Annotated in this window: 13 protein-coding genes and 1 pseudogene; 7 read left to right on the plus strand and 7 right to left on the minus strand. The window is 59.7% G+C overall.

Annotation, left to right across the window (positions count from 1 at the left end):
- Nucleotides 1-31 precede the first annotated feature (31 nt).
- The 5 genes and pseudogenes from ACRAWE_RS14180 to ACRAWE_RS14200 all read left to right on the plus strand — a co-directional run.
- A pseudogene (locus ACRAWE_RS14180) lies at nucleotides 32-1,399 on the plus strand (LLM class flavin-dependent oxidoreductase); the annotation flags it as partial.
- Nucleotides 1,384-2,304, plus strand: a complete 921-nt coding sequence (locus ACRAWE_RS14185) for an ABC transporter substrate-binding protein (RefSeq protein WP_211129991.1) — start codon at nucleotides 1,384-1,386, stop codon at nucleotides 2,302-2,304. The pseudogene ACRAWE_RS14180 and the gene ACRAWE_RS14185, both read left to right, overlap by 16 nt.
- Before the next feature lie 9 nt (nucleotides 2,305-2,313).
- Nucleotides 2,314-2,841 carry a GNAT family N-acetyltransferase gene (locus tag ACRAWE_RS14190; RefSeq protein WP_432525501.1) on the plus strand — a complete coding sequence of 176 codons (528 nt, stop codon included), beginning with the start codon at nucleotides 2,314-2,316 and terminating at the stop codon, nucleotides 2,839-2,841.
- A 30-nt stretch (nucleotides 2,842-2,871) separates the two neighbouring features.
- Nucleotides 2,872-3,759: an amino acid ABC transporter permease gene (locus ACRAWE_RS14195; RefSeq protein ID WP_149571638.1), complete on the plus strand. Its 888-nt coding sequence runs from the start codon at nucleotides 2,872-2,874 to the stop codon at nucleotides 3,757-3,759.
- A 9-nt stretch (nucleotides 3,760-3,768) separates the two neighbouring features.
- A complete protein-coding gene (locus ACRAWE_RS14200) occupies nucleotides 3,769-4,596 on the plus strand; it encodes an amino acid ABC transporter ATP-binding protein (protein WP_019454100.1) in 828 nt (275 codons plus the stop codon).
- Nucleotides 4,597-4,629: 33 nt separating this feature from the next.
- Here the strand turns inward: ACRAWE_RS14200 and ACRAWE_RS14205 are convergent, their stop codons facing one another.
- Nucleotides 4,630-5,139 carry a VOC family protein gene (locus tag ACRAWE_RS14205; RefSeq protein WP_019454101.1) on the minus strand — a complete coding sequence of 170 codons (510 nt, stop codon included), beginning with the start codon at nucleotides 5,137-5,139 and terminating at the stop codon, nucleotides 4,630-4,632.
- A gap of 165 nt (nucleotides 5,140-5,304) precedes the next feature.
- On the opposite strand from ACRAWE_RS14205, the gene ACRAWE_RS14210 reads away from it, so the two are divergent.
- Complete coding sequence (locus ACRAWE_RS14210; RefSeq protein WP_019454102.1) at nucleotides 5,305-5,784, plus strand: cold-shock protein; 480 nt, start codon at nucleotides 5,305-5,307, stop codon at nucleotides 5,782-5,784.
- Nucleotides 5,785-5,807: 23 nt separating this feature from the next.
- Here the strand turns inward: ACRAWE_RS14210 and ACRAWE_RS14215 are convergent, their stop codons facing one another.
- From ACRAWE_RS14215 to ACRAWE_RS14225, 3 genes are all read right to left on the minus strand, one after another.
- Nucleotides 5,808-7,256: a GGDEF domain-containing protein gene (locus ACRAWE_RS14215; protein ID WP_211129992.1), complete on the minus strand. Its 1,449-nt coding sequence runs from the start codon at nucleotides 7,254-7,256 to the stop codon at nucleotides 5,808-5,810.
- Nucleotides 7,257-7,890: 634 nt separating this feature from the next.
- A complete protein-coding gene (locus tag ACRAWE_RS14220; RefSeq protein WP_019454105.1) occupies nucleotides 7,891-8,442 on the minus strand; it encodes a flavodoxin family protein in 552 nt (183 codons plus the stop codon).
- A gap of 118 nt (nucleotides 8,443-8,560) precedes the next feature.
- Nucleotides 8,561-9,466, minus strand: coding sequence for a LysR family transcriptional regulator (locus ACRAWE_RS14225; RefSeq protein WP_432525504.1), 906 nt, complete (start codon nucleotides 9,464-9,466; stop codon nucleotides 8,561-8,563).
- A 97-nt stretch (nucleotides 9,467-9,563) separates the two neighbouring features.
- Between ACRAWE_RS14225 and ACRAWE_RS14230 the strand changes: the two genes are divergently transcribed.
- Nucleotides 9,564-10,628, plus strand: a complete 1,065-nt coding sequence (locus ACRAWE_RS14230; RefSeq protein WP_432525505.1) for an aldo/keto reductase — start codon at nucleotides 9,564-9,566, stop codon at nucleotides 10,626-10,628.
- Between the two features lie 180 nt (nucleotides 10,629-10,808).
- On the opposite strand, the gene ACRAWE_RS14235 is transcribed toward ACRAWE_RS14230, so the two are convergent.
- From ACRAWE_RS14235 to ACRAWE_RS14245, 3 genes are all read right to left on the minus strand, one after another.
- The gene (locus ACRAWE_RS14235) at nucleotides 10,809-12,341 is read right to left on the minus strand and encodes a glycosyltransferase family 39 protein (protein WP_432525506.1); all 1,533 of its coding nucleotides are present in this window, start codon (nucleotides 12,339-12,341) and stop codon (nucleotides 10,809-10,811) included.
- Between the two features lie 126 nt (nucleotides 12,342-12,467).
- Entirely contained in the window at nucleotides 12,468-12,611 is a 144-nt protein-coding gene (locus ACRAWE_RS14240; protein WP_015376917.1) for a hypothetical protein, read from the minus strand.
- An 82-nt stretch (nucleotides 12,612-12,693) separates the two neighbouring features.
- On the minus strand, nucleotides 12,694-13,020 hold the full coding sequence (locus ACRAWE_RS14245; protein WP_025160048.1) for a gamma-glutamylcyclotransferase family protein: 327 nt from the start codon (nucleotides 13,018-13,020) through the stop codon (nucleotides 12,694-12,696).
- Between the last annotated feature and the right edge of the window lie 70 nt (nucleotides 13,021-13,090).

Below are 13,090 nucleotides of genomic sequence, written 5' to 3' on the forward strand. Positions count from 1 at the left end.
CGCCTCTGCGGCGCATGATGGGATAATCACGATGAGCAACAGCGCGAATAATCAACGTCAATTACGGCTGGGCGCCATTCTGCATGGCGCGTCGGGAAATATGTCCGCCTGGCGCCACCCGGACGCTACTGCCGACGCCAGCATCAACCTCGAATTTAATATCGCCACGGCGAAAAAAGCCGAGCAGGGAAAATTCGATTTCGTGTTTGTCGCCGATGGCTTATATATCAACGAAAAATCCATTCCGCATTTTCTTAATCGCTTCGAACCGTTGACCCTATTGGCCGCGCTGTCCGCCGCCACCGACAAAATTGGCCTGGTGGGCACCCTCTCCACCTCCTACAGCGATCCGTTCACCGTCGCCCGTCAGTTCGCCAGCCTCGATCACCTGAGCAACGGCCGCGCCGGCTGGAACGTGGTGACCTCGCCGTTGGAAGGCTCAGCCAAAAACTTCTCGCGCGCCGAACACCCGGAGCACAGCCTGCGTTACCGCATCGCCGATGAGTTTCTTGACGTCGCCAAAGGACTGTGGGACTCCTGGGAAGAGGACGCCTTCGTGCGCAACAAAGCCAGCGGCGAATTCTTTCGCGCCGGGAAACTGCACACCCTCAACCACCAGGGTGAGTTCTTCTCGGTACAAGGGCCGCTGAACATCGGCCGCACGCCGCAGGGCCGCCCGATTCTGTTCCAGGCCGGCGCTTCTGAAGACGGCAAACGCCTGGCGGCCAGGCACGCCGATGCGATTTTCACCCATCACGACACGCTGGAACAGGCGCAGGATTTCTATCAGGACGTGAAACGGCAACTGGTGGAACAAGGGCGCGAACCGGACGATCTGCGTATCTTCCAGGGCGTCAGCGTGATCGTCGGCGACGACGACGCGGACGTCGAGCGCCAGTATCAGGAGACCGCTCGCCTGGTAAGCATCGAAAACGCCCTCAACTATCTTGGCCGCTACTTCGAACATTACGACTTCGCTCGCCATCCGCTGGATGCCCCGTTCCCGGACATCGGCGATTTGGGGCAAAACAGCTTCCGCAGCACCACCGACGCGATCAAGCGCAACGCCCGTGAGCGTAACCTCACGCTGCGCCAGGTGGCGCTGGAAGCCGCCTCGCCGCGCCCGGTGTTCAGCGGCACGCCGGAAGCGGTGGCCGACGGCCTGCAGCGCTGGTTCGACAGCGAAGCCGCCGATGGCTTCATCATCAGCGGCGGTACGCCCAACGCTTTCGGTCACTTCGTCGAGCGGGTGGTGCCCGTCCTGCAGCGGCGCGGCCTGTTCCGCCAGGCGTACCGCGGCGACACGCTGCGCGAACACCTTGGCCTGAAACGCCCGTTGAACAGATTCACCCAATAATAAGATCGCTTTCAGGGATACCCGCTATGCAGAAAACCGTTACCGCCGCCCTCGTGGCGGCCTTGTTGAGCCTGACCGGCGCCGCGCAGGCGGACACCGGCATCGATTTACAGGCCAATGAAACCCCGATCCACGCGCCGAAAAACCCGCAGGCGATCGCCAAACTGCCGGCCGATTTCCACTTCGTAAAGCCGGGGCAGTTCACCGTCGCGATCGCCGCGCTCAACACGCCGCCGCTGGCGCTGTTCGCCGCCGACAACCGGCGGCTTATCGGCAGCGAAGTGGATATCGCGCAGCTGGTGGCCGACAGCCTGGGCCTAACGCTTAACGTGGTGCAAACCTCGTGGGAAGACTGGCCGCTGGGGGTGGTCTCCGGCAAGTATGACGCGGCCATCACCAACGTTACCGTCACTAAAGAGCGCAAAACCCGCTTCGATTTCGCCACCTACCGCATCGATTCGCTCGGCTTTTATGTCAAAACCGGCGGCAAGATCGCGACGATCAAACAGCCTGCCGATATCGCCGGATTAAAAATTATCGTCGGCTCCGGCACCAATCAGGAAGCGATCCTGCTGGCGTGGGATAAACAGAACCGGCAGCAGGGGCTCAAACCCTTCCAACCGATCTACGTGACCGATGATGCGGCCGCCACGCTGGCGATCCAGTCCGGCCGGGCCGACGCCTACTTTGGGCCGAACGTGCTCGGCGCCTATAAAGCGGCGCTGAATGGCCGTACTCGGCTGGCGGGCACGGTGGAAGGCGGTTGGCCCAAGGCGGCACACATCGCCGTCACCACCCGTAAAGGCAACGGCCTGGTGCAGGCGGTGAACGAAGCACTGAACGGCGCGATCCGCGGCGGGCAGTACGATCGGGTGCTCAACCGCTGGGGCGAGAGCGTCGAACGCCTTGCACAGTCGGAAATCAACCCGCCCGGCCTGGGCGATTAGGAGCGCGCGATGACGCAAGACACCTTCATTCAGACGCTGCCGACCGACCCGCTGATCGCCCCGGTGATCGAGGGGCTGTTCGGCGAATATCGCCAGCGTTACGGCGACTATTTTGGTGACCAGGAACCGGAAGCGCTGGATCTGTACGCGCCGCCGCAAGGGGCCTTCATCGTGCTGCTGCGCGCCGGTGCGCCGATCGCCATGGGCGCCTTCAAACGCTATGACGCACAGACCGCCGAGCTGAAACGGATCTGGACGCGGGGCGACCTGCGCCGCCAGGGCCTGGCGCAGCGGGTGTTGCAACAGTTGGAAACGCTGGCGCTGGCGCAGGGATATCGCCGGCTCTATCTGACCACCGGCTTTCGCCAGCCCGAAGCGGTGGGCCTATATCTGAACAACGGCTATCAGCCGCAGTTCGATCCCACCGTCGACAGCGAGGTTTACAGCCGCCCGCCCTACGATGGCCGCCTGCCGTTCCGCAAAAGCCTGATTGCAGAGGACGTGTGTTGTTGCGCGTCGGAAAGGAAAATCGCCTAAGGCCCCCTTATCTGTATCAGGAGACATGACATGTCCAAACAAGACGTCTTGAAAGTCGTGCCCGCCCGCTATCCGCTGCGGCTGATCGGCGCGCTGTTTTCGCTGTTTATTCTGGCCGCCATCGTGCAATCGGTGGCGGGCAACGCGCGCTGGGAATGGGGCGTGTTCGCCGAGTGGTTCTTCGCGCCGGCGGTGTTGGCGGGGCTGGGGCAAACCCTGCTGCTGACGCTGCTCGGCACGCTGTTCAGCATCCTGTTCGGCACCCTGCTGGCGCTGGCGCGGCTGTCGCGCTCCTACCTGCTGGCGTCGCTGGCCTGGGGCTATATCTGGCTGTTTCGCTCGCTGCCGCTGATCCTGGTACTGATCATCCTGTACAACTTCTCCTATCTGTATGACGCCATCTCGCTGGGCATTCCCTTCACCTCCGTGGTGTTCGCCAGCTTTCCCACCATCGACATTCTCGGCCAGTTCGCGGTGGCGGTGCTGGGCCTGACGCTGGTGCAGTCCGCCTACACCGCCGAGATCATCCGCGGCGGCATTTTGGGCGTGGATTACGGCCAGCACGAAGCGGCGGCAGCGCTGGGCCTGCCGGGTTACCGCCGCACCTTCCGCATCATTCTGCCGCAGGCGCTGCGCTCCATTATTCCGACCGGCTTCAACGAGATCATCAGCCTGGCGAAAGGTACTTCTATCGTTTATGTGCTGGCGCTGCCGGAGCTGTTTTACACCATTCAGGTGATCTATAACCGCACCCAGCAGGTGATACCGCTGCTGATGGTCGCCACCGTCTGGTATCTGTTCATCACCACCGCGCTGTCGGTGATCCAATACTACATCGAGCGCTATTTCGCCCGCGGCGCGGTGCGCGAACTGCCGCCGACACCCTGGCAGAAACTGGCCGGCTGGTTAAAACGTTAGGAGCCCCGCATGTCTGAAGCTATTGATTATTACGCCTTGTCCGAGCAGCCGACACGTAACCTCACCCCGGTGCCGGCACGCGGCCTGATCGAAATCAGCAACGTCAGCAAGTTCTTCGGCAAGCACAAGGCGCTGGACGACGTCAGCCTGACGCTGCAACCGGGCACCGTCACCGTGATCCTCGGCCCTTCCGGCTCCGGCAAATCGACGCTGCTGCGGGCAATCAACCACCTGGAGCGCGTCGATGAGGGCTTTATCCGCATCGACGGCGACTACGTCGGCTACCGCCGCAAGGGCAACCGGCTGTACGAGCTGAAGGAAAAGGCCATTCTGCGGCAACGCATCAACGTCGGCTATGTGTTCCAAAACTTCAATCTGTTCCCGCATCTGACGGTGCTGGAAAACATCATCGAAGCGCCGGTGGTGCACAAGATTCATTCCCGCGAGCGGGCGAAGGCGGTGGCCTATGAGCTTTTGGACACCGTCGGGCTGCGTCACAAGGCGGACGCCTACCCGCGCCACCTCTCCGGCGGCCAACAGCAGCGCATCGCCATCGCCCGCGCGCTGGCGCTGAACCCGAAGGTGATCCTGTTCGATGAACCGACCTCCGCGCTCGATCCCGAATTGGTCGGCGAAGTGCTGGATGTGATTAAGGGGTTGGCCGATCTGGGGGTCACGCTGGTGGTGGTGACGCATGAAATCGGCTTTGCGCGCGAAGCGGCGGATCGGGTGGTGTTTATGGTCGACGGCCAGATCGTCGAGCAAGGCGACGCCAGGCAGGTGCTAGCCCAGCCGCAGCATCCGCGCACCGTCAATTTCCTCAACAAGGTATTGTGATGGTCGGGGCGCCGCAGCGCCCCGCATGGCCGCTTACCGGCCGGCGAAACGTCGCTTCTCGGCGGCGAAATCCAGCGGACGAATATCCTGCTGGTTTTTGTCCTCTTCGGTCAGCAACGCCGGGGGAATAAACCAGGTCACCTCGAACAGCAGCCCGTCCGGATCGTGGCCATAAATGCTTTTGTGCACGCCGTGATCCTCTTCCAACCCGAGAATACCGCGTTCGGCCAACTGGTGACGAATACGCTCCAGCTCTTCCAGGCTGTCCACTTCCCAGGCCAGATGGTACAGCCCGGCCGCTGGCTCATGCTCCGCCGGCGGCTCGCCGTTGGCGCGAAACACCCCAGCGCGCTGCTGGCCCAGGTTCTTGCTGAACAGCGCCAAATCGTGATCGTTGTCCGAATCGGCGGCCTGGGTGAATACCGCCCTATCGGGGCTGTCGGACGGCTTGAGCTTGAAGCCCAACACCTGATGATAAAAGTCGGCGCTCTGCCGCACGTCGCTCACATACAGTACGGCGTGATTGAGACGTTTGATGCCCATCGATATTCCTTTTCGCAGTGAATGAAGTCAGCATGAACATAGCATGTGGGCGGAAAGCCGCTAAATGCCGTTATCGCATGACTAAATGCCGCGCGCGCAATCTGTCGCTGCCAGGCATTCCGCGCTATCATAAGCGCTGTATAGAACCCTTTTGTGAGAATAGCGATGAACGGCAAGATAACGACTTTTTTTGAAGACAAAGGCTTCGGCTTTATTACCGACGAGAACGGAGAAAATCGTTATTTTCACGTGATTAAAGTGCAAAACCCGGAGCTGATTAAGAAAAACGCGGCGGTGACCTTCGAGCCGACCAACAACACCAAAGGTCCGTCGGCTTATGCGGTCAAAGTGTTGGCACCCAGCAAATACATCATCATCGCCAATGAAAGAATCAAGATCACCAGCATCAAGTCTTTCAACACCTTCACCAAGGACGTACCGGTCAAAGCCGACGTGGATAAGGAGAACACCGTGCTGTCGGTCGGTTTGTTGATGAACCGCATTCGCCCGCAGTCGGAAGATCAAGCGCAGGCCATGCAAACGCTGCGCATGTTGACTATCACCACCTTCCAGAACACCACCCATACCTTCTCCGAGCACGAGATCGATATGGATGAGACCATCAAGGCGCTGAAAAGCCTGTAAACGCTGCTCACCCAGCGTCGAGCTTAACGGAACAGAATATGCTCGACGCTGTTGCCGTTCACCACGTTGAACGACTCCACCCGATTCCGCCCCTGCGATTTGGCGCGATACAGCGCGATATCCGCCATATTCATCAGCTGCTCCAGCGATTTCACCTCGTTCATCGCCAGGCTGGCGACGCCGACGCTAATGGTGATTTTCAAGGCCTGCTTGCCATCTGCCTGCAGCTCCGTCTGCTCCACCAGCCGACGAAGATGTTCCCCCAACGCCACGCCCTGCGCCGCCAGCGCGCGCGGCAGCATGATGGCGAACTCTTCCCCGCCCAAACGGCCGAACAGCTGATCGTGCCGCAGCTCGCGCCGCACGATGTGCGCGAACGACGCCAACACCTGATCGCCGGCGCTGTGGCCATGCGTATCGTTGATCTGTTTGAAATGGTCGATGTCGATCAGCAATAACGACACCGCCTCCTTTGAACGGTGCTTATGCTCCAGCAGCTCGCCCGCTTTGCGCGTCATCGCGCTGCGCGCCAGCACCCCGGTCAGGAAATCGTGGTTGGCGCTGTGCTCCAGACGCCGCATCAGCTTGCGATTGGCGGCGATAGAGCTGGCGAGGATCAGCGGCCCCATCACCAGCATGGCGATGCCCAAGCGGGCGGACATCAGGGTATCGAGGAAGGCGTTGTGATTGTTCGGCGTTTCATACAGCACCAGGTTGGCTGAAATGTTGCTGATCTCGGTCATGCCGGTCAACAACGTCAGCAGCGTAACGGGGAACAACTGGTAGCGCACGGCGCACCACAGCAGCGCAGGGATCGGAAAAGCGATGGCGCCCGGCCCGCCGATATAGACGCTGAACGCCAGCGACAGCAGCAGCGCCAATAGCGGCAGGCAGCCTTTCAGGCGCCAACGTACCTGCATGCGAAACAGCTGTTTCAACCGCGGCGCCGCCATCAGCACCGGTAACAGCAGCAACGTCGTCGAGAACTGCTCACTGAACCAGGCCAACCAGGCGACGACCACCGTATTGTTGTACAGGCTGTCGTTGCGCAGCACCGACAGCGTCGACGCCACTGCCGATCCGGCCAGACTGGCGCTGAACATATAGAGTATCGCCTGGGGTTTTCCCATGCGCCGTTGAGATTGCGGCAGCATCAGCATGATGCCGTAACCGACGGCGATCAGCGACATGTTGCAGGCGTTCAGCCACAGCGCCAGGGACCAGCCCTCGCCGGTACTGAGATCGGCGGCGACCATGCCCAGATAAGTGGTGAGCCAGCCGAGCGGCGTAGCGTAAACGGGTTTGCGCAGCAGCAGCCCGAGCAGAATCGCGTTGACCGGCCAAAATAAAGAAAGCGAGCCAATCGGCCGGCTAAGAATACCCACCAGGGAAAGTAAAAAGGCCAGCATGAAAAGATTGATCAGCTGAACCGTAAGCGGCAGGCCATGCCTGGCGTTTATTCTGGCGCTCATCGCCTCGCCCGTATATTGCTAATAACCAGAATAATAATGTGCATACGCTCTCGCCCGGCCAGTGAGGGATAGTTAACCCGGATTTCAACCAAAAAAGCCAGACAAATCAACAATGAAAAACATTAACATTTAATTAGCAGACTTTTCTTAACCTAATGCGGCATCGGTTGCAGCCACGGTAAACCGCCGGGAAATTATACCCATCCCAGCTGTCAGCATAGCGCAAAACCGCAATATACCCGTGAAGGCGTTAATGACATTAATAAGTTTATGGTTATTGGTCGTTGAATGATATTGGAATAACTGCGCGGTTATTTTCCTGCAACTGAGCCGCCCGTGCAATAACAAGCCAAAAAAAGCCCGCGTGAAGCGGGCTTGCTTGAACAACAGCAAATCGACAGTTACGACACAGCCATGCATTGCCTGCCTGTGCCGTCGCGCAGTATAGCGGTGAAAGCTTAAGCCGACCTTAGCAACAAAAAACCCGGCCTAGGAACCGGGAATATTTGTACGAAATGCAGTGTTAGCCCAAGCAGGCTAATAACATTTCGCAGCTTACGCGCCAATTGTGCAGAGAAAATGAACGCGACGCGGATTTCGCCTCGCCCCAATCCCTTCTGAACGAGGTCAGGCCTTACGCCAGTTTGGCGGCAAAACCCGCCACGCGCTGACCGTAGAGCTTGGCGGTCGCCAGATCGCCCGACAGCATCTCATCCACGCTGGCATCCGCCGGCGTTTGCACCAGCAGCCCCACCGAACCGCCCAGATTGTTGACGTCGGTGCGCTGCGCCGATTTGGTGTTGGCCGGCAGCAGCCCCAGGCTGACCCACAGGCCACCATGTTGCGAAGCCAGCGTCTGCAGCGCGATCAGCGTCACCTGCTTGTCGCCGTTCAGGCTGGCGCTGTTGGTAAAGCCACCGAACACTTTGTCCTGCCACTTGCGGCCGAACCAGGCCTTGGAGCTGGCGTCGGCGAATTTTTTGAACTGCCAGGACGGGCCGCCCATATAGGTCGGCGAACCAAAGATGATGGCGTCCGCCTCATCCAGCGCCTGCCAGGCCTCATCGCTGATATCGCCTTCCTGATCGATGGCGATCAGTTCCGCCCCGGCCCCTTCCGCCACCACTTTCGCCAAACGCTCGGTATGGCCGTAGCCGGAATGAAACACCACTACTGTCTTCGCCATAGAAATTCTCCACTCATTGCTCAGAGGCGCCGGCGGCGCCCCTCTCGCGTTCAATCTAATCAAGCGCGCCACGGCTGAATACTGAATAAAACTGACGGTGTTATTCAAAAAAATCGCGCTACGCGCCTTGTTCCGCCCATTGGCGGGCAAAATCGATAAAAGCGCGCAGCGGGCGCGGCGTTTGGCGGTTCGCCGGATAGTACAGATAAAAACCGGGAAACGGCGGCGTCCAGGCATCGAGCAACGGCAATAGCCTGCCGTCGGCCAAGCCGGTGGCGATCTGCTGCTCGAACAGATAGGCGATGCCGGCGCCATCCAACGCCGCCCGCACCAACACTTCCGGTTCATCGACGATCACCGGCCCTTCCACGGCGATGTCCCGCTTCACTCCGTCACATTCAAACTCCCAGCGATACAGATTGCCGTTGGTCGGCCAGCGGTAGTTCAAGCAGCGATGCTGCCGCAGATCGTCCGGGGTCAGCGGTCGGCCGTAGCGAGCCAAATACGCCGGCGAGGCGACCACGCGCATCCGCACCTCCCCGCCCAGCGTGACCGCCACCATATCTTTCGCCAGCTTCTCATGCAGCCGCACACCGGCATCGAAGCCGCCGGCGACAATATCCACCAGCCTCTCTTCAATGCTGAGATCGAGAACGATATCCGGGTATTGCCGATGAAACGGTGCGATCAATGGCGCCAAATAATGCAGCGCCGCCACGCGCGTAACGTTTAATCGCAACCGACCTGACGGATTTTGTCGCCGCGCGACCGCCTGCGCCACCGCCGCGTCGATCTCCTCCATGGCCGGTAACAAACGCGCCAGCATCTGCGCGCCGGCTTCGGTGGGCGCCACGCTGCGCGTCGTGCGATTCAATAAACGCACGCCCAGCCGCGTCTCCAGGTTGCGCAGCGTTTGACTGAGCGCCGAAGCGGACATGCCCAAATGCGCGGCGGCGCGCGCGAAACCGCCGTGTTCGACGATGGCGGCAAAGGCGCGCAACTCGGCAAAATCACTGCCTCTCATTATGCTCATCCTCCTTAATAATTCATGAAGATTATAGTGCATTCTTTAAACAGACTGCGGGCGCTATCGTAAACGCCATCTACACGGGAGAATGCCTATGAACACATCACTGTCGCTGGATCACTATCGTCTGCTGGGCCGTTCCGGCCTGCGCGTTTCACCGCTGGCGCTCGGCACCATGACCTTCGGCGCCGACTGGGGTTGGGGAGCCGAGCTGGCTGAAGCCCGCCGGCTGTTCGACGTCTACGTCGAACGCGGCGGCAATTTTATCGATACCGCCAACCGCTATACCGAAGGCAGCGCCGAACGTTTCGTCGGGGAATTCGCCGCCGGACGCCGCGATCGGCTGGTGATCGCCACCAAGTACACCCTGCCGATGCAGCCGGACGACCCCAATTCCGGCGGCAATCATCGCAAAAGCATGCTGCGATCGGTTGAAGCCAGCCTGCAACGGCTCAATACCGATTACATCGACCTGCTCTATTTGCACGCCTGGGATTTCACCACGCCGGTGGAAGAGATCATGCGCGCCATGGACGACCTGGTGCGCGCCGGGAAAGTGCTGTATGTGGCGGTATCGGACCTCCCCGCCTGGCAGGCGTCGAGAATGCAAATGCTGGCGGAATTGCGCGGCTGGTCGCCGCTGATCGCGCTGCAAATCGAATACAGCCTGCTGGAACGCACCGTCGAACGCGAACTGATGCCGATGGCGCAAGAATTGGGGCTGGGCGTGATCCCATGGTCGCCGCTGGCCGGCGGCGTACTCAGCGGCAAATATCGGCGGCAGGATCTGCAGCCGTCGCCCGATGAAGCGGGCACTCGGCGTGAAACCGTGCGCGCCAAGGGGATGCTGAACGCGCGCAATCTCGATATCGCCGACGCCGTCAACCAGATAGCTCATGGAACGGGATATACCCCAGCGCAAATCGCGCTGGCCTGGACGCTGCGCCACCCGACGGTCACCGCGCCGATCGTCGGCGCCCGCACTCTGGCGCAACTGGAAGATAACCTCGGTGCATTGAACGTGACATTGGCGCAAGAACATTGGCGGCGGTTGGACGATCTCAGCGCCATCGAGCTGGGATTCCCGCACGATTTTCTCGCCCTGCCGACCACCCGCAGCATCATGAGCGGCGGCCTGCATCTCGCCCGGCGCAGGTAAAAAAAATCCCGCGCAAGGCGGGATAAACTTAACAGGGATGGGGTAATACACTACAGGGAATGGATAACACACAACATCATCGGGTAGAGCTACAGTACCAATCCCAATGTATAGAACTGTCATCCCCGCGTAAGTTTGCTCGGCCAGATGTAACGCCGAATGGGAAATATGACATTTCGCTCAATGCACCACGAACAGGCGCGATTCGAAACCACCGCTCTTGAAGGTGCCGGTATTGACCCACCCCGGCGGCGAACGGCCGAAGTCCTGATTGAAATCCCCGCCGCTGACCAGCCAGACTCGGCGGTGGGTTTTCGATAAAACGCTGAGCTTATCGACGTAGGTCTGCGCCGCCCGATCGTGGAAAAAGGTGCCGAAGCCATAGGCGTTGGGCTTGCCCGAAATGCCGTTGGGCCTGGCGGGGGTATACAGCAAGGCGCGATAGCCCTGTTTGTTGTAATACACATAGCTCAGGTAGTTGAACATGTTGCTGACCACCACCGCATCGTTAGGCTGATAGTGGCTGTTGATATAGTGCACCATCACCTTGAACTCATCTTTTTCGACCGGGTAGTCGTTACGCACGCCGCAGCCGAACAGCAGGCTGAAGAACAGTAGCAAAGAGATCTCGCGCACCCGGTTTTTCGTTCCGGCGATCAGCACGCCCAACACCAGCGGAATACCGAGCGCGGCGGAATAGAGATAGCGATCGACAAACAGCGGCGAGCGCCAGGAAATGGCGAATACCAACATTACCGGGATCAGCATGCCGCCGAGCAGCAGCAGAGCGTATTTTCTCGGCATCTGGCGCCGCCACAGCAGCAGTGAACATAAAGCGACAAACATCGCCGGCAACAGCCAGAGAATGATCGTGGGATAGTTGCTGCCATCATGGCCCGTGAGAAAACGCCAGAACATCGCCGGCAGATCGCTCCAGGAAACCTGAGGGATCCAACCGACGTCGCCGCCGACCCGCAGCTCGGCGATATGCGCCAGCAGATTGAACAGCACCAGCAGCCAGGGAATATAGGCCACCCCGATCGCCGCATTGGCCAGCCACCACGCCGGTTGCTTGATATAACACTCGCCTTCGCGGCGGCACGACAGCGCCAACACCACCAGCCAATGCGCGATCAGGGTAAAAATCGTGAAGTAATGGGTATAAAAGCTCAGCGTCATCAACAGCGCATACAGCGCCAGATAGCGGCGGTTATCCGGCGTTTTCAGCCACTTCGCCAACGCCATGGCGGCGGCGATCGCCAGCAGCCCCATCAGCGCATACATGCGCGCCTCCTGGCTGTAACGCACCGCCATCGGCATGATCGCCATCAGCCAGCCAGCTATCAGCGCCGCCCGCTCGTTGGCCAGCCAACGCGTAAAGCGCATCGCCAGCGCCACCGTCGCCACGCCGAGCACCAGGCTCAGCGAACGGGCGGCCATGATGCTGTCGCCAAACAGCACCATCCAGCCATGCAGCAACAGGTAATACAGCGGCGGGTGAACATCGAAGGAAGCGTGGTACAGCAAAGCGCCCACGTCATAGCGGCTGGTCAGCACGCTGGAGGCCTCATCGCACCAAAAATACCTGTCCGTTAAGGAAATAAACCGCACGACCGCCGCAAACGCCACGATCGCCAACGCGTAATGTTTATAACCGATGCCCTTTAAGCCGTTGTTGCTCAACGAGACATTCGAAACCTGTTGCAGTGACATAACCGCATTCCGCCCAAGAGAACCACACAATGTGGAGACGCTGCGTCATCATTGCCGACGGCGGGTAAATGGCGGGTAAATCAGTGCAAATAAAGTCGGCGCGATCACCGCCGCGCCGACCGGCCCTCAGCGAATTTCAACGCTGATATCCGGGTAGGCCTTCTCGCCGTCGCTGAGGTAATGCCCCAGCGCCCGGTATGCCATGACGTACAGCACGGCGGCGGCACACAGACACAGCAAGGTCACGAGAAAGAATCTGGATTTGCGCACGATAGGCTCCATGGGGAAATTTTCGCCTATTGTAACGCGACAAACTAAACGAAGGTTCAATTGCCGGCGAAGCGTCTAAAGGTCATTTTTTCAGCATGTAGATAAACGAATCGACGGTTTCACCGCCGGCGGTGGTGACGCTGACCGCCACCCGTTCATAACCGTCACCTTCGAAGGCGTCGAGGGCAGGCCAATGATTGACGAGGTTGGCGGAGCGGAACAGAAAACCGTTCACCCGATTGCCGCTGTTATCCAGCACGATGCCCGGGTAGCCCATCTCGGCACCCCAGCCTTGGTTAAGCAACGATCCGCCAACGCTGCCTTCTTCCCAGCTGCCGCCGATAGCTTCCATCACGTGCGCGTTGGGTCTGCCCGGCCCTAGGGTGCCGTAAACGAATAAGCTTTGCATTTTTCTCTCTGCCACTGACTGAAAGTTAGCGAACGAACATAACATGTCGCTCAGCGGCGAGCCAACGGGA

This window comes from Serratia sp. BFP-2025 (genome assembly GCF_050880365.1).
GTDB lineage: Bacteria > Pseudomonadota > Gammaproteobacteria > Enterobacterales > Enterobacteriaceae > Serratia > Serratia surfactantfaciens.